The organism is Bacillus sp. FSL K6-3149 (assembly GCF_038630515.1).
GTDB classification, from domain to species: Bacteria; Bacillota; Bacilli; order Bacillales; family Bacillaceae; genus Bacillus; species Bacillus pumilus.
Map to the genome: position 1 here is coordinate 2,343,628 of NZ_CP152034.1, position 16,514 is coordinate 2,360,141.

At 41.6% G+C, this 16,514-nt stretch carries 15 protein-coding genes; 10 read left to right on the forward strand and 5 right to left on the reverse strand.

Translation table 11 applies throughout. The features are described from left to right. Nucleotides 1-155 precede the first annotated feature (155 nt). From MHB83_RS11855 to lepB, 4 genes are all read left to right on the forward strand, one after another. Entirely contained in the window at nucleotides 156-911 is a 756-nt protein-coding gene (locus MHB83_RS11855) for a DeoR/GlpR family DNA-binding transcription regulator (RefSeq protein ID WP_050945129.1), read from the forward strand. Then, nucleotides 908-1,819 carry a 1-phosphofructokinase gene (pfkB, locus tag MHB83_RS11860; RefSeq protein ID WP_212045821.1) on the forward strand — a complete coding sequence of 304 codons (912 nt, stop codon included), beginning with the start codon at nucleotides 908-910 and terminating at the stop codon, nucleotides 1,817-1,819. The genes MHB83_RS11855 and pfkB overlap by 4 nt, the downstream gene beginning before the upstream one ends. A gap of 13 nt (nucleotides 1,820-1,832) precedes the next feature. Continuing rightward, nucleotides 1,833-3,728: a PTS fructose transporter subunit IIABC gene (locus tag MHB83_RS11865; RefSeq protein ID WP_212045822.1), complete on the forward strand. Its 1,896-nt coding sequence runs from the start codon at nucleotides 1,833-1,835 to the stop codon at nucleotides 3,726-3,728. Between the two features lie 210 nt (nucleotides 3,729-3,938). Then, the gene (gene lepB / locus MHB83_RS11870; protein WP_342496843.1) at nucleotides 3,939-4,511 is read left to right on the forward strand and encodes a signal peptidase I; all 573 of its coding nucleotides are present in this window, start codon (nucleotides 3,939-3,941) and stop codon (nucleotides 4,509-4,511) included. A gap of 65 nt (nucleotides 4,512-4,576) precedes the next feature. Here the strand turns inward: lepB and MHB83_RS11875 are convergent, their stop codons facing one another. After that, complete coding sequence (locus MHB83_RS11875) at nucleotides 4,577-4,852, reverse strand: hypothetical protein (protein ID WP_034619939.1); 276 nt, start codon at nucleotides 4,850-4,852, stop codon at nucleotides 4,577-4,579. A gap of 143 nt (nucleotides 4,853-4,995) precedes the next feature. Between MHB83_RS11875 and MHB83_RS11880 the strand changes: the two genes are divergently transcribed. Continuing rightward, nucleotides 4,996-6,615: an ATP-binding cassette domain-containing protein gene (locus MHB83_RS11880; RefSeq protein WP_050945126.1), complete on the forward strand. Its 1,620-nt coding sequence runs from the start codon at nucleotides 4,996-4,998 to the stop codon at nucleotides 6,613-6,615. Nucleotides 6,616-6,653: 38 nt separating this feature from the next. On the opposite strand, the gene MHB83_RS11885 is transcribed toward MHB83_RS11880, so the two are convergent. The 3 genes from MHB83_RS11885 to mreBH all read right to left on the reverse strand — a co-directional run bounded on the left by MHB83_RS11885 (nucleotide 6,654) and on the right by mreBH (nucleotide 9,206). Beyond that, a complete protein-coding gene (locus tag MHB83_RS11885; RefSeq protein ID WP_253622649.1) occupies nucleotides 6,654-7,886 on the reverse strand; it encodes an aminopeptidase in 1,233 nt (410 codons plus the stop codon). 106 nt (nucleotides 7,887-7,992) lie between these two features. Next, nucleotides 7,993-8,124, reverse strand: coding sequence for a protein YkpC (locus MHB83_RS11890; RefSeq protein WP_003210922.1), 132 nt, complete (start codon nucleotides 8,122-8,124; stop codon nucleotides 7,993-7,995). A 74-nt stretch (nucleotides 8,125-8,198) separates the two neighbouring features. Further along, nucleotides 8,199-9,206: a rod-share determining protein MreBH gene (mreBH, locus tag MHB83_RS11895; RefSeq protein ID WP_003211642.1), complete on the reverse strand. Its 1,008-nt coding sequence runs from the start codon at nucleotides 9,204-9,206 to the stop codon at nucleotides 8,199-8,201. 276 nt (nucleotides 9,207-9,482) lie between these two features. Between mreBH and MHB83_RS11900 the strand changes: the two genes are divergently transcribed. The 5 genes from MHB83_RS11900 (at nucleotide 9,483) to ade (ending at nucleotide 14,755) form a co-directional block, all read left to right on the forward strand. Further along, complete coding sequence (locus tag MHB83_RS11900; RefSeq protein ID WP_003211634.1) at nucleotides 9,483-9,761, forward strand: AbrB/MazE/SpoVT family DNA-binding domain-containing protein; 279 nt, start codon at nucleotides 9,483-9,485, stop codon at nucleotides 9,759-9,761. 142 nt (nucleotides 9,762-9,903) lie between these two features. Next, on the forward strand, nucleotides 9,904-11,214 hold the full coding sequence (locus MHB83_RS11905) for an ATP-binding protein (RefSeq protein ID WP_342496353.1): 1,311 nt from the start codon (nucleotides 9,904-9,906) through the stop codon (nucleotides 11,212-11,214). Between the two features lie 4 nt (nucleotides 11,215-11,218). Beyond that, nucleotides 11,219-12,055: a gamma-glutamylcyclotransferase family protein gene (locus MHB83_RS11910; RefSeq protein WP_284906348.1), complete on the forward strand. Its 837-nt coding sequence runs from the start codon at nucleotides 11,219-11,221 to the stop codon at nucleotides 12,053-12,055. A 37-nt stretch (nucleotides 12,056-12,092) separates the two neighbouring features. Beyond that, nucleotides 12,093-12,761, forward strand: a complete 669-nt coding sequence (locus tag MHB83_RS11915; RefSeq protein ID WP_003211815.1) for a TrkA family potassium uptake protein — start codon at nucleotides 12,093-12,095, stop codon at nucleotides 12,759-12,761. Nucleotides 12,762-13,024: 263 nt separating this feature from the next. Beyond that, on the forward strand, nucleotides 13,025-14,755 hold the full coding sequence (gene ade / locus MHB83_RS11920) for an adenine deaminase (protein WP_226805128.1): 1,731 nt from the start codon (nucleotides 13,025-13,027) through the stop codon (nucleotides 14,753-14,755). 91 nt (nucleotides 14,756-14,846) lie between these two features. Here the strand turns inward: ade and rnjA are convergent, their stop codons facing one another. Next, nucleotides 14,847-16,514 carry a ribonuclease J1 gene (gene rnjA, locus MHB83_RS11925; protein ID WP_003212511.1) on the reverse strand — a complete coding sequence of 556 codons (1,668 nt, stop codon included), beginning with the start codon at nucleotides 16,512-16,514 and terminating at the stop codon, nucleotides 14,847-14,849.

Consider the following 16,514-nt stretch of genomic DNA (forward strand, 5'->3'; position numbering starts at 1 on the left):
GTTTACAAATGGTACATATAAAGGTAAGATGACCATGGTGAAAGATTTTGATAGTTATTGAATGTATTTGATTGTTTTGTATTGATAATGTTGAAAAAAGCGATTACAATAAAGGTGCGCGCAAAATGAATACGTTTTCAAAAGGGGGTGTTTTCATGTTAACACCGGAAAGACATCAACTCATTATCGACTGTTTAGAAGAAAATGATGTCATCAAAATACAGGACTTAACGATTATGACGGATGCGTCTGAATCTACTATTAGAAGAGATTTATCAGCCCTTGAAGAAAAAGGATTTCTTAAAAGAGTTCATGGGGGAGCAGCCAAGATATCAAGTATCCGTCTTGAACCAGATGTATTTGAGAAATCTGCCAAAAACCTTCAAGAAAAGTCATTGGTTGCAGAGGCAGCTGCTTCACTTTTAAAACAAGGCGATTGTATTTATTTAGACGCTGGTACGACCACACAGCAAATGATTGAATATATCGATCCAGATCAAGATATTGTTGTGGTGACAAATGGTGTTATGCACATTGAAGCACTCATGAGAAAAGGCATTTCTTTTTACCTGATAGGCGGATCAGTGAAACATCGAACAGGAGCCATGGTCGGAGCCGCAGCCTTAACGGCGATGGAAAATTACCGTTTTGACAAAAGCTTTGTTGGGACGAACGGCATTCATCCCGAGGCGGGGTTTACAACACCTGATCCAGAGGAAGCGCTCATGAAAAAAAGGGCCATGAAGCAGGCGAAAAAAACCTATATCTTAACAGATGCCTCTAAATTTGGCGAAATATCGTTTTCAACCTTTGCTAGTTTACAGGAAGCCACCATTATCACAAACGACGCAAAAGAGGATTCATTCGATAATTACCATGAAAAAACGGTTATAAAGGTAGTGAAAACATGATTTATACAGTTACTTTAAACCCATCAGTTGATTACATCGTACACGTGGAGGATTTCGCAGTCGGCGGTTTGAATCGTTCAACCTATGACAAAAAATATCCGGGCGGAAAAGGGATCAATGTCTCAAGGCTTTTAAAACGTCACGGTGTTGAATCAAAAGCACTTGGATTCATTGGTGGATTTACAGGCAAATATATTCAAGACTTTTTACAAAACGAACAATTACAAACAGCCTTTCACGAGGTGTCAGAAGATACACGAATTAATGTGAAACTAAAAACAGGTGAAGAAACCGAAATCAACGGACTCGGCCCATCCATTACTGAAGTACAATTTGAGTCGTTTCTGTCTCAATTTACTTCATTGATTGAAGGAGATGTCGTTGTGTTAGCTGGCAGTATTCCTTCTTCATTGCCTCATAACACGTATGAACGTATTGCTGAGGTATGCGAAAAGCAAGGCGTTAGAGTTGTCCTTGATATTTCCGGGGAAGCCCTAAAAAAAGCAGCAGGCTTGAAACCGTTCTTAATGAAGCCAAACCATCATGAACTAGGTGAAATGTTTGAGACAAGCATCTCTACTGCGGAAGAAGCTATTCCTTATGGGAAGAAGCTGTTAGAGCAAGGTGCTGAACATGTTATCGTATCCATGGCTGGTAATGGCGCTCTCTTATTCAGTAAGGAAGGGATTTATCAGTCAAATGTTCCAAAGGGTACGCTTGTTAATTCGGTTGGTGCAGGGGATTCAGTCGTTGCAGGATTTTTAGCCGGCGTTTCGAAAGGCCTTTCGATTGAAGAATCATTTAAGCTTGGCGTCACATCAGGCAGTGCTACAGCATTTTCTGAAGAGCTTGGGACAAAAGAGCTTGTTGACACACTATTACCACAAGTAAAAGTCACACGCATTTAAAGGAGGAGTCACCATGAAAATAACAGAACTACTCACAAAGCAGACCATTAAGCTTCAATTAGACAGCCAGCAGAAAGAAGCAGTCATTGAAGAATTAGTCACTGTTTTAGATACAGCAGGCAAGTTAAATGATAAAGAGGGCTACAAAGAAGCAGTGATTAACCGTGAAAAACAGAGCTCTACTGGTATTGGTGAAGGAATTGCTATCCCTCACGCTAAAACAGCAAGTGTCAAAGAGCCTGCCATTGCATTTGGCCGCTCGGTAGCTGGTGTAGATTATGAATCACTGGACGCGCAGCCGAGTCATCTTGTCTTTATGATTGCAGCAACTGAAGGCGCAAACAACACGCACTTAGAAGCACTTTCTCGTTTATCAACACTTCTGATGCGTGAAGAAATCAGAAAGCAGCTTCTTGAAGCGGCTACTGAAGATGAAATCATCGATATCATCAATACGCATGATAAGGACGACGATGAAGAAGAAGAGGAAGTTCAAGAGGAGCCGGCTGCATCAGGTAAACCAGCTAAGATTTTAGCAGTAACAGCTTGCCCAACAGGTATTGCACATACATTTATGGCAGCAGATGCTTTGAAAGAAAAAGCGAAAGAAATGGGCGTTGACATTAAAGTCGAAACAAACGGCTCTGGTGGTATTAAACACGCTCTTACCGCAAAAGAAATCGAAGAAGCACCAGCCATCATTGTGGCAGCCGACAAGCAAGTTGAAATGGAACGCTTTAAAGGCAAACATGTCATTGAAGTACCTGTGACAGCAGGAATCCGTCGTCCGCAGGAATTGATTGAAAAAGCAGTCAATCAAGATGCGCCGATCTATAAAGGCTCTGGCGGCAGTTCTTCAAAAGACGAACATGAGTCATCTGGCAAAGGGAGAAGTGGTTTCTACAAGCACTTAATGAGCGGTGTAAGCAACATGCTTCCATTTGTTGTCGGAGGCGGTATCCTTGTTGCAATTTCATTCTTCTGGGGTATTAAATCGGCTGACCCTAATGACCCTTCATTTAATTCATTTGCAGCTGTTTTAAAAGGAATTGGTGGAGATAATGCACTTGCCTTAATCGTGGCTGTATTAGCCGGATTTATTGCGATGAGTATTGCAGATCGTCCAGGTTTTGCGCCAGGTATGGTCGGTGGATTTATGGCATCGGCAGCAGGTGCTGGATTCTTAGGCGGACTCATAGCCGGTTTCCTTGCTGGTTATGTCGTTGTGTTACTTAAAAAAGTATTCACATTCGTACCGCAGTCACTCGACGGAATTAAACCGGTTCTGCTCTATCCATTGTTCGGTATTTTCTTCACAGGTATCATTATGCATTACGTTGTTAACACACCAGTAAAAATGGTGATGGACGGATTAACTCATTGGCTTGAAACTTTAGGTACTGGAAACCTTGTCTTAATGGGCATTATTTTGGCAGGTATGATGGCGATTGATATGGGTGGGCCAATTAACAAAGCGGCTTACACATTTGGTCTTGCGATGATTGCTGCTGGAAACTATGCACCGCATGCTGCCATTATGGCAGGCGGAATGGTACCACCACTAGGTATTGCACTTGCTACAACAATTTTTAGAAATAAATTCTCAAAACGTGACCGAGAAGCAGGGATTACATGCTACTTCATGGGAGCGGCCTTCATCACTGAAGGGGCGATCCCGTTTGCAGCGGCTGATCCTCTACGCGTGATTCCTTCAGCTGTCATTGGAGCAGCTGTGGCTGGCGGATTAACGGAATTCTTTAGAGTCACGCTTCCTGCACCGCACGGCGGACTATTCGTTTTCTGGGTAACAAATCATCCGATACTTTATATCATCAGCATCTTAATCGGTGCCGTTGTAACAGCGATTTTACTTGGTATTTTGAAAAAACCAGTGAAACTAGAAGCGTAAAGTAGAAGAGAAGCATCGTGAACAGCGGTGCTTCTTTTGTTTAATTATGAACAAATTAGGAAAAAATATCTAATTGAATGGTTGTCTTGTGAATTTTTAAATGACATGTGATAAAGTAAAGTTATTCAATTCACGATTCAAGTCTTTTAGCAGAAAGTCTTAGGAGGAAGCAGTATTTTGAACGAAGAAAACAAACAAAACGAAAATGATATTCAATCTGATGCAAAGCAAGCCAAAACAGAGAAGAAAAGTTCACTGTTTGAATGGATCAAAGCCATTTTAATTGCAGTTGCGCTCGTCTTGCTCATCCGTACGTTTATATTTGAGCCGTATGTGGTGGAAGGAGAGTCGATGGAACCGACCCTTCATGATGGAGAAAAGCTGTTTGTCAACAAAACCATTAACTATCTAGGTGGTGTCAAACGAGGTGACATCGTGATTATTAATGGAAAAGATGGCCAGAAAATTCATTATGTAAAACGATTGATCGGTCTTCCGGGAGACACGATTGAAATGAAGGATGATACGCTTTACATTAATGGTAAAAAAGTAGATGAGCCTTATTTAAAAGAGAACAAGGCACATGCGAAAGAGTATGAAGTGCATTTGACAGGGGATTTTGGTCCAGTGAAAGTACCGAAAAACGATTACTTTGTGATGGGGGACAACAGACTCAACTCCATGGACAGCAGAAATGGACTTGGACTCATTCAAAAGGATCGGGTTGTCGGGACATCAGAATTTGTTTTCTTCCCATTTGGCGACATTCGGCAAACAAAATAAAAGCACCCTTCTCAGGTGCGTGAGAAAAGTGCTTGAACGGGCGACCCTTAAAAGAAGGGTCGTTTTTAATTTGGCGTGAGCACTGTAACAATGAGCACAATGGCCAACACAGAAGCGAAGACAGACCCAGTAATGGCTAAAACGGACCGAAACAATCCGATCTTATGATTTTCTTTCCCTCGCTTTTGTAAAAAGCGTTTCGAAAAGATGTGTACCAGTGTGTAAATAAGCACAAGCCCAATATAAAGGCCAAAATCCCTCGCATTAAAGCCTGTTGCAGATAAATAAATACCCATAAAGAAAATCAATAAACAGTATTCCATCAGTGTAAGTAATCTCAAATCGCACGAACTCCTTCAATAAATCATTCCCACTTATTATACCATATTGGACAATTTGCCTTCGTTCTTAGTGAGAGACGTTTCTATCAAACGTTATTCATGTTATACTTCATAATGATGAATGAGTGATGGAGGATTAATAAATGATTGCAGTAAATAATGTTAGTTTGCGTTTTGCTGATCGTAAACTATTTGAAGAAGTAAATATTAAATTCACTCCTGGCAACTGCTACGGTTTAATTGGTGCCAATGGAGCTGGTAAATCAACGTTTCTAAAGATTCTTTCAGGTGAAATTGAGGCTCAGACGGGCGATGTTCATATGAGCCCTGGTGAGCGTTTAGCGATCTTAAAACAGAACCACTTTGAATACGAAGAATTTGAAGTATTAAAAGTCGTCATGATGGGTCACAAACGTTTATATGATGTGATGCAGGAGAAAGATGCGATCTATATGAAACCTGATTTCTCAGATGAAGACGGGATTCGTGCAGCAGAGCTTGAAGGTGAGTTCGCTGAGTTAAACGGCTGGGAAGCAGAAAGTGAAGCTGCGATCTTACTAAAAGGTCTTGGCATTCCAGAGAGCCTTCAATCGAAGAAAATGTCTGAGCTTGGTGGTTCTGAAAAGGTTAAAGTACTACTAGCCCAAGCTTTATTTGGTAAGCCTGACGTCCTTCTTCTGGATGAGCCAACGAACCACTTGGACTTACAAGCCATCCAGTGGCTGGAAGAGTTCCTTATTAATTTTGAAAACACCGTCATCGTCGTTTCGCATGACCGTCACTTCTTAAATAAAGTGTGTACACATATTGCGGACCTAGACTTCGGAAAAATTCAAGTATATGTCGGAAACTATGATTTCTGGTATGAGTCCAGCCAGCTAGCGCTGAAACTCAGCCAAGATGCAAATAAGAAAAAAGAAGAGCAAATTAAGCAGCTTCAAGAGTTCGTTGCCCGGTTCAGCGCGAATGCTTCTAAATCGAAGCAAGCGACGTCAAGAAAGAAATTGCTTGATAAAATCTCTTTAGACGATATTAAGCCATCTTCACGTAAATATCCGTATGTCCATTTTGCGCCAGAGCGCGAAATCGGGAATGATGTTCTTCAAGTAGAAGGTCTATCGAAAACAATTGACGGTGTGAAAGTACTTGATAACGTCAGCTTTATTATGAATCGCGAGGATAAAATTGCGTTCCTAAGCCGTAATGAGCTTGCTGTGTCTACTTTATTTAAAATTCTTGCTGGTGAGATGGAGCCAGACAGCGGGACATATAAATGGGGCGTCACAACATCTCAAGCCTTTTTCCCGAAAGACAATAGTGAATACTTTGAAGGAAACGATGTCGATCTAGTGGATTGGCTTCGCCAGTATTCTCCTAATGATCAAAGCGAAAGCTTCTTACGCGGATTCTTAGGACGTATGCTTTTCTCTGGGGAAGAAGTTAAGAAAAAAGCAAGCGTCTTATCAGGAGGAGAAAAGGTTCGTTGTATGTTATCGAAAATGATGCTGTCAGGAGCGAATGTACTGCTTCTAGATGAGCCGACGAACCACTTAGACCTAGAGTCCATTACGGCGCTGAATAACGGTTTAATGAGCTTTAAAGGAGCTATGCTCTTCTCATCTCATGACCATCAGTTTGTTGAAACAGTGGCAAACCGTATTATCGAAGTGACGCCAAATGGCATCGTCGATAAACAAACAACATATGATGAGTTCTTATCAGATCAAGAGATTCAAAAGAGACTCGTTGAGCTTTATGCGTAAATAAGAAAAGACATCCACAAGTGGATGTCTTTTTTTGGTTAAATCGCCCAGTTTCCATTACGGAAGATCGGTTCACGTTTTCCGTCTTTTGTAATACCGTCAATATTCATTTCCTTTGAACCAATCATGAAATCGACGTGTGTGATACTGTTGTTTACACCAGCTGCATCCAATTCTTCACGATTCATCTCTTTTCCGCCTTCGATATTGAACGCATACCCGCTGCCGATGGCAAGGTGATTCGATGCGTTTTCATCATAAAGGGTATTGTAATAGAGAATGTTCGAGTTTGAGATTGGTGAATCATCTGGTACGAGAGCAACCTCACCTAGATAATGAGAGCCTTCATCTGTTTCAACGAGCGAAGTTAAAATGTCTTCGCCTTCCTTCGCTTTCACATCGACAATTCGTCCATTTTCAAATGTTAAAGTAAACTCATCAATGATATTTCCTGCATAGCTGAGCGGTTTTGTGCTTGAGACAGTCCCATTTACACCATCTTTTTTAGGTACGGTAAAGACTTCTTCTGTTGGCATGTTGGCCATGAAAGAGACGCCGCGCTCACTCACGCTGCCGGCACCTACCCAAATGTGCTGCTCAGGGAGCTCAATCGTTAAATCAGTGCCAGGAGCATCATAATGAAGCTTGTGGTAGTGGCGCTCATTTAGGATTTTGACCTTTTCATTTAGCGACTCATCGTGCTTTTTCCAAGCCTCCACAGGATCTGCTTGATCAGCGCGAGCGACTTTAAAGATTTGATCCCATAATAAAGCGACAGCTTCTTCATCTGTCTCGTCAGGGAAAATCTTTTTCGCCCAATCTTTTGATGCAGCACCTACGACCGTCCAAGCCACTTTGTCTGATTGAACGTATTGGCGATATGTATGAAGGGCGGATCCAGCGGCTTTTTGCTGTGCAGCGATTTTTTTCGAATCAATGCCTCGCAGAAGGTCAGGGCTTTCTGACAAGATCGTGATAAAAGCGCCGCCGCGTTTTGCGATGGTTTCCATCATCTGTGCTTCCCATTCTGGGAATTGCTCAAACACATCCTGCGGTGCATGTTCATACTTTAAACGAGCAAGAACACCATCACTCCAGCGGATATGTACGTTTTTCGCCCCGTGCTCATACGCATGTTTCGCGACAAGACGAACAAGGTCTGCAGATTCAGTAGATGCAGATACGACGACTTCTTGTTCTTTTTGAACATTCACACCGACTTCAACGATGGTCTTCGCATATTGATCTAATTGTTTTTCAAATGTACTCATAAAAACCCTCCTTTAGTCATGTTCATCATATCAGATTTAAGACCGAAAAGGAAAATGGGGAGCACGCGAAAGGCCAAAATAAAAAAGCCGCCTTCATGCGGCTTTTTTAGCGGTTCAGTTGTTTCACAGGCTGTGCATTAGAAGGGGGCATATGTGAAAACGACAGGCTCATTCCTCCTAATATAATACCCGTTAAAATGACTGTGACAACGACCCGTTTACCTAAATCAAGCAACATGTTCTTCCTCCTTCACGTTTATCCATTCCTCACGATATGATCGAAATGATAAAAAAAGAAGTAGAACAAGAAGATTATTTTAATGTTTTTTGCAATTTATGAATGACTTCTAGTGAACGACCTGTTCCGATTGCGACAGACTCAAGTGGATTTGCTGCAATATGAACTGGAACGACAATCTCCTGTGAGAGCCATTCTTGAATCCCGTTTAACAAAGCGCCACCGCCGGTTAAGATCACGCCGCGGTCTACGATGTCACCACTAAGCTCTGGAGGGCTGTCCTCTAATGTGGCACGAATCGCCTCTAAAATATGAAGAAGTGACTCTCGCATGGCACCTTGAATTTCATGAGATTCAAGTGTGATCGTTTTTGGAAGACCTGTCACCAGATCACGTCCACGTACTTCTAATGACTCTGGCTCATGCTCAATGAGACAATAACCAATTTCCATTTTAACTTGCTCAGCTGTCCGCTCGCCGATTAATAGGTTATATTTCTTTCGGACAAACGTAATGATATCTTCATCCAGCTGATCTCCGCCAATTCGAATGGAATGACAAGAGACAACGCCGCCAAACGAAATGATGGCAACTTCCGTTGTTCCTCCGCCAATATCAACTACGACGTTTGCAACAGGCTCATCTACTGGGAGATCAGCGCCGATTGCGGCTGCAACAGGTTCTTCTATTAAATGCACGTGCTTTGCTCCGCAGTTTTTCACAGCATCACTGATGGCACGACGCTCAACAGCTGTTGAACCAGAAGGTGTACATACGACGACCGTTGGTTTTCTGAAGGTAAACCCGATATTTTTTCCTGCTTTTTTCATGATTTGTTTGAGTAAATCTGTTGTCATATCATAATCAGCGATGACACCGTCTTTCATCGGACGGATCGCCACAATTTTCCCAGGTGTTTTCCCAATCATTTCTTTTGCTTCTGTTCCGACGGCAAGTACAGTTTTTGTTTCTGTATCGACTGCCACGACGGACGGTTCATTTAAAATAATTCCCTTATTTTTACTATAAACCAATATGTTAGCTGTTCCTAAATCAATTCCAATTTCGGCATTTTGAAACATGTTTTCACCCAATCTCTATTTTTGCTGTTTTAAACAATTTTACATTTAAAAGTTCAGAGGGTTGAGGTCATTTGTGGGGGTTTGTGATGACCTTGAAATGAACTTGTAAAATTCAAGTATCATTTTGACAATCACAATAAATTTTCCCTTTGTTTTTTCTTTTATGAAAAAAATTTTTATAGAGGAGAAACCTTTTGAGAATCTCTTACGTCTACGATATATCAATTGGTGAAAAACAGATTGATCTTGAGCTAATGAAAGAAAGAGGGAACGAAATTGAAATCTATCGGAGTCGTAAGAAAAGTAGACGAACTAGGGCGTATTGTGATGCCAATCGAATTAAGAAGAGCACTTGATATTGCCATTAAAGACAGTATGGAATTTTTTATAGATGGGGAGAAAATCGTCTTGAAAAAATACAAGCCAGAGGGTGTTTGCCTCATGACTGGTGAGATTACATCAGAGAACCATGATTATGGAAATGGTCAAATTACATTAAGCGCTGAAGGCGCAGAACTACTCTTAAAAGAGCTACAAGAAGCTCTTCAGCAGTAATGAAAAAAGCCTGCTCTCTTCCTTTGTGCGGAGAACAGGCTTTTTTTCTGAAAAAGTTCCTTAAAAATGCCCCATCTCCCTCAAAAAATAAGTGGAAAATGGTACAATTGACAAAGAATCTCAGGGCGGCAGGTGGAATTATTTGAACAAAACATATCAAGTGCGGATCGTGTTATCTGTTCTTGCATTTATTTTAATATTAAGCTGGGATTTCTTTTATTATCTAGGCGGCTATCAAATTAATTGGCCGCTCGATCTAGCCTTTACAGTCCTTGTTCTAACAGGGATCTGGGTTGTCTCAGGCTATGTAGACCGCTTAAATCTATTTGTGTCAGACTTAAATACGAGAGAGAAAGAAGCACAGGAACTGACAGAGCGGCTGAATCGAATTACAGATAACTTGCAAGAAATCGTCTTTGAAACAAACGAAAAAGGTGAAATTATTTTTTTGAATCAAGCATGGACACAAATGACAGGCTATGACATTGATGAATGTCTAGGCACCATGTACAATCAGTACTTTGATCAAGAGGAACGTGTGGTGCAGCATTTGTTATCTGTGATCAAGGAGCATAAGGATGCGGGGCGGGTAGAACTGCAGCTTCTCCATAAAGAGGGAAAGAAGGTATGGGGAGACGTTCATTACAAGCTCTATTTTGATGAGCATCACCAGTTTACCGGAGGAATTGGAACAGTAGCTGATATTACGAAACAAAAGCAGGCAAAGCTTGAGCTTGAAAGATCCAATCAGCAATTGCAAATGCAGGCGCAAAAGCTGGCCGTCGCTGGACAAATAGCCGCTGGAATCGCCCATGAAGTCAGAAATCCACTGACATCAGTAAATGGTTTTTTACAGCTGATGAAGACACAATATCCTGAAAGAACCGATTATTTTGACATTATCTTCTCTGAAATTAAACGGATTGATTTTGTTTTAAGTGAGCTGCTTGTATTGGCTAAGCCTCAAGCGGTCCATTTTCAAGAAGTCCAGCTTCATGAGCTTCTAGAACAAGTGATTACTTTATTAAAAACAAATGCCGTTCTTTCAAATATTGATCTCAAGCAGCCATTTAAAAGGCAGGATGCCGGTGCAATCCTAGCAGACGCTAACCAAATGAAGCAGCTGTTCATTAATTTAATCAAAAATGCGATTGAGGCAATGCCTGAAGGTGGCAGCATATACATATCTACAGAAAAAGTATTGAATGAATGGAAGATTACCATTCAAGATGAAGGAAAAGGGATGTCTGAAGAAGATATTCAAAAAATATATGACCCTTTCTTTTCCACGAAAAAAGAAGGGACAGGGCTTGGTCTGACCATCTGTTCGACAATTTTAAAAGATCATCACGGAAGAATGGACGTGTCTAGTGAGCTTGGAAAAGGCACAGCTTTTCATATTTATTTGCCTGTGTGTCAAAAAAGCAGACAGCAGCAAGTTGAGAGGACGTGAAGTCATGACGATGAAAGCTTTATTTGTATATGGGACGCTTTTGCAGCATGAAGAGCACCACGAAGCGTACATTCATCCAAGCAGACTAATAGCTAAATCTGCTTGGATGAATGGAAGAATCTACGATACAGGTCAAGGATATCCAGCGTGTGTTCCCGCAGAAAAAGGCACTGTATACGGGGAATTGTACGAGGTAACCGCTGACACGTTGAATAAGATAGACGCACTAGAGGAAGGGTATGACAAGCAGGAAATCAATGTCATGACGGATCAAGGTCAGGTAGCAGCCATGACATACATTTTGCCAGAGCAGAAGGCATCAGCACTGAAAGAAATAAAGAGAGGGTGCTGGAAAGCTTATAAACTGTGGCATGAGCAGCCATCATCCTTTTATTATTTTGCCTATGGCTCCTGTATGGATGATGCTAGATTTAAGCTCGCAGAAGTCGATCATCACTTCAGACAAATCATCGGCGGTGGTGTACTAAACGGTTTTACTACGAGATTTACATTGGTGAGGCCAGATGGATCAAGAGCTGATATGGTAGAAGACGGCGGCGAAACAGAGGGTGTATTATATGAAGTTCCTTTTGATGCCATTCGTTATTTGTATAAACGAGAGGGAGTATATGAAGGCACATATCGTCCAGCTTTTGTCGATGTCAAAATAGGTGATCAAATTTATGAGGACTGTTTAACCTTTCTTGTGCTTCAAAAGAGCGAAGAAATCGCTCCGCCAGCTCATTATCGCAGTGAAATCGAAAAAGGAGCAGACCTTTACTTAAGTGAAGCGTTCCGCAAAAAAATTCGTTCCCATATGGATTCATTAATCAAACCGTAGTAAAATGCATGGTAAGTGAGATAAAAGGAGTCTGAACATGAAAAAGGAATATGCAGTCATTGGTCTTGGACGCTTTGGCGGAAGTATTTGCAAGGCGCTGAGCGAAGAAGGACTTGAAGTCATGGCGATGGATATGAATGAAGATCGAGTAAACGAGTACGCGAAAATTGCCTCACATGCGGTCATTGGTGATTCGACGGACGAAAACGTTTTAAAAAATCTTGGTATTCGCAATTTTGATCATGTCATCGTTGCAATCGGTGAAAACATTCAGGCAAGTATTTTAACAACGATTATGCTGAAAGAGCTTGGCGTCAAAATGGTCACCGTGAAAGCGCAAAATGACTACCATGAAAAGGTGCTCAACAAAATTGGAGCGGATCGCATCGTTCATCCAGAGCGAGATATGGGCAGACGGATTGCACATAAAATCATTTCAAATAACGTGCTTGATTACCTCGAGCTGTCAGATGAGTACAGCCTGATTGAGATTGTGGCAAACAGCAGGCTGGCGGGACATTCTCTTTTAGATCTTGATATACGGGCAAAATACGGCATCAACATTGTGGCCATTAAGCGCGGAAAAGAAGTCATTGTTTCCCCGCTGGCAGATGAAATGATTCAAAAAGAAGATATCCTCATTGTCATTGGGGCAGTAGCCGATATAGGACGCTTTGAAAAACGAGAAATGCAAAACGATTATTAAGCACTCCGATGACGGGGTGTTTTTTTTACATGAATGTGTTCATGACAGGTGGACATTGAGACGGAAATTGACACTGAAAAGGGTTGCTTTGTTCATGTATAACCGCAAAAATGAATCATCTTATTTTTCGTGCAATTATCACTATTCAGAAATAAAAATCAGTGTTTTGATATGGTTGATTTTCTCTAAATGTCATTGACTGGACAAACAGATTCGTTTACGATAAGAAACATTATATTGTTTACTTGGAGGAGGCAGTGTCGTTGGATAAGGAGCTTTTCAGACATCAAATTGAGGTAGCAGCAAAGAGAAAAAAAGCAGCCCTCGTGATTAAACATGCGAAAGTCATGGATGTGTTTAACCAGGAATGGATAGACGCAGATGTCGCTGTTGAAAATGGACAAATAGTCGGGATAGGGGAGTACGAGGGGGAACAGGAGCTTGATGCAGCAGGTCAAATGCTTGTGCCTGGTTTTATTGATGGCCACGTTCATATCGAGTCTTCTATGGTTACCCCTGCTGAATTCTCCAAAGCTGTCGTTCCGCGCGGTGTGACAACTGTCGTAACAGATCCGCATGAAATCGCCAATGTGTCAGGTATAACAGGCATCCAATTTATGCTGGAAGAAGCGAGAAAAGCTGCCTTACATATTTATTTCATGCTGCCATCCTGTGTACCGGCAGTCAGTTTTGAACGATCAGGTGCTACGTTAAAAGCGAAAGATTTAAAGCCTCTTTATCAAGAAAAGGAAGTGCTTGGTCTTGCTGAGGTGATGGACTATGTCGGTGTGGAGCAGGCAGAAGAAGATATGCTTCAAAAGCTGCTTGATGCCCAAAACGAGAATAAACTGATTGATGGCCATTTAGCAGGCTTAACAGATCGTTTAATCAACGTCTACCGGACGGCCAATATCCAAACAGACCATGAGGTGACAACTGCACAGGAGGCCCTTGAGCGTGTGAAAAGGGGCATGTATGTGATGCTGAGAGAAGGATCTGTTGCCAAAAACGTGAAAAATGTTTTACCCGCTGTCAATGAAAAGAATGCGAGACGCTTTTTCTTTTGCACAGATGATAAACATTTGGATGATTTAATGGCACAGGGAAGTATTGATGAGCAAGTACGGATGTCCATAAAAGAAGGCTTAGATCCATTTTTAGCCTATCAAATGGGAAGCTTAAATGCCGCAGAGTGTTTTGGTCTTAAAACAAAGGGAGCCATTGCACCAGGCTATGATGCTGATTTTATGCTTGTCTCGGACTTTCATCATGTAGACATTACAAGCGTATTTATCGCAGGTGAATTGGTTGCACAGAACGGAGAGTACAAGCCGAGTGTCGAAAAGATCGCACCAAGCCCAGCATTATTACAATCTGTTCATGCAGTAGATGTTCAAGAGGAAGACATTGCACTACCTATCACGGGCGATCAACATATGAATGTGATCCGTATTATTCCGAATCAGCTTGAAACAAAGTTAGAACAAGTCTCTCCTTCAGAAATGAACGGACAATTTACAAGTGATACAGGCAGAGATGTATTGAAAATGGTGCTTGTTGAACGTCATCAAGGTTTATCTGAAATAGGCGTAGGGATTGTCAGCGGCTTCGGCATCAAACAGGGCGCGATTGCAACAACGGTTGCACATGATTCCCATAACTTAATTGCAGTTGGCACAAATGATGCTGATATCATCAAAGCGATTGAGGGGTTAAAAGAAGCAGGCGGCGGTTTGACTGTTGTTAAAGAAGGGCGTTCTCTTCATACGCTGCCATTACCGATCTCTGGTTTATTGTCAGATCAGCCGGCACATCTCGTCAATGAAAGCCTTCATACACTTCATGAAGCGCTTAAAGAAACAGGTTTTACCTTAGACTTTAATCCGTTTTTGACGCTGTCCTTCTTGGCACTTCCAGTCATTCCTGATGTGAAAATGACGACAAAGGGCTTGTTTGATGTCAGAAACTTCCAGCACCTCCCAATTCAATCATAAAAAGTGAGAAACCGCATGTTATATATGCGGCTTTTTTCAATACTGATGAAAAAAAGAGACACAGCCAGTCGGCTCGTGTCTCTTTTTGTGATTACACTTCCATAATAATCGGTAAGATCATTGGGCGGCGTCTTGTTTTTTCGTAAAGGAAAGGAGCAAGTGTGTCCGTAATTTCGTTCTTAATTTCCGACCACTGAGTTGTCTTACGTTCCATTACTTTTTCAAGATGCTTTGAAATGAGATCTTGTGCGTCGTTGATGAGGTCTCCAGATTCTCTCATGTAGACAAAGCCTCTTGAGATGAGATCAGGACCAGCAGAGATTTTGAATTCTTTCATGTCCATGCTGACGACCACAATGACAAGACCTTCTTCAGAAAGAATGCGGCGGTCTCTTAAGACGATATTCCCGATATCGCCAATTCCGCTTCCGTCGATATACACGTTACCTGATGGAATTTTGCCAGCGACACTCGCTTCGTCACCTTTTAGTGCAAGTACTTCACCGTTATCCATGATAAAGCAGTTTTCCTCAGGAATTCCGCAATCATTCGCGAGTTTAATATGCGTTTTTTGCATGCGGTATTCACCGTGAATCGGCATAAAGAATTTTGGTTTAATTAAACGGAGCATCAGCTTTTGTTCTTCTTGTCCGCCATGACCAGATGTATGAATATTATTAAGTGAGCCATGAATAACCTCAGCGCCAGCACGGTACAGCTGGTTAATGGTGCGGCTTACGCTAATATTGTTACCTGGAATCGGTGAAGAAGAGAAGACAACAGTGTCTCCAGGATTAATCGAAATCTGGCGGTGAGTGCCGTTTGCAATACGAGAAAGAGCAGCCATCGGCTCACCTTGGCTCCCAGTACAAAGAATAGTCACTTTGTTTGCTGGTAGACGGTTGATTTCATTATGTTCAATGAACGTGTTTTTTGGACATTTAATGTAGCCAAGGTCTTGTCCAATATCAATGGCAGACTCCATACTTCGTCCAAACACCGCAACTTTTCGGCCATTGGCAACAGCGGACTCGATCACTTGCTGAAGTCTGTGAATGTTTGAAGCAAACGTAGCAAAGATAATACGTCCGTCGACTTTTCTAAAGATGTCATCAATGCTTTCGCCTACGCGTCTTTCAGACATCGTAAATTCTGGAATTTCACTGTTTGTACTATCGGATAAAAGACATAGAACGCCTTCTTTCCCGATTTCAGCCATTTTTGTTAAGTTGGCAGGTTCGCCAACAGGCGTAAAGTCAAACTTGAAATCACCTGTATGTACGATGTTACCAGGAGGTGTCTTCACGACAATTCCATAAGAATCTGGAATACTGTGTGTAGTTCTAAAGAAAGACACAGCTGTTTTTCTGAATTTAATGGTATCTTCTTCTTCATAAATGTGAAGTTTTGTTTGTCTCAAGAGACCGTGCTCTTCCAATTTATTACGAAGTAGGCCGATTGCGAGTTTGCCGCCGTAAACTGGAATATTCACTTGCTTGAGAAGGTAAGGGATACCGCCGATGTGGTCTTCATGTCCGTGAGTGATGAAAAGACCTTTGATTTTATCTTCGTTTTTAACTAAGTACGTATAGTCAGGGATGACGTAGTCAATTCCAAGAAGCTCATCTTCAGGGAACTTAATACCAGCATCAATTAAAATGATTTCATCTTGAAATTGAACGCCATACGTGTTTTTACCGATCTCGCCTAAACCGCCGAGCGCAAAAACTGCCGCCTGATCGTTTTTTACAAATTTCAT

Excerpts from the sequence above, each read along its gene's own strand:
- MHB83_RS11855 (WP_050945129.1), top strand. The coding sequence starts at position 156 with ATGTTAACACCGGAAAGACATCAACTCATTATCGACTGTTTAGAAGAA.
- pfkB (WP_212045821.1), top strand. The coding sequence starts at position 908 with ATGATTTATACAGTTACTTTAAACCCATCAGTTGATTACATCGTACAC.
- MHB83_RS11865 (WP_212045822.1), top strand. The coding sequence starts at position 1,833 with ATGAAAATAACAGAACTACTCACAAAGCAGACCATTAAGCTTCAATTA.
- MHB83_RS11880 (WP_050945126.1), top strand. The coding sequence starts at position 4,996 with ATGATTGCAGTAAATAATGTTAGTTTGCGTTTTGCTGATCGTAAACTA.
- MHB83_RS11885 (WP_253622649.1), bottom strand. The coding sequence starts at position 7,886 with ATGAGTACATTTGAAAAACAATTAGATCAATATGCGAAGACCATCGTT.
- MHB83_RS11890 (WP_003210922.1), bottom strand. The coding sequence starts at position 8,124 with ATGTTGCTTGATTTAGGTAAACGGGTCGTTGTCACAGTCATTTTAACG.
- mreBH (WP_003211642.1), bottom strand. The coding sequence starts at position 9,206 with ATGTTTCAAAATGCCGAAATTGGAATTGATTTAGGAACAGCTAACATA.
- MHB83_RS11910 (WP_284906348.1), top strand. The coding sequence starts at position 11,219 with ATGACGATGAAAGCTTTATTTGTATATGGGACGCTTTTGCAGCATGAA.
- MHB83_RS11915 (WP_003211815.1), top strand. The coding sequence starts at position 12,093 with ATGAAAAAGGAATATGCAGTCATTGGTCTTGGACGCTTTGGCGGAAGT.
- rnjA (WP_003212511.1), bottom strand. The coding sequence starts at position 16,514 with ATGAAATTTGTAAAAAACGATCAGGCGGCAGTTTTTGCGCTCGGCGGT.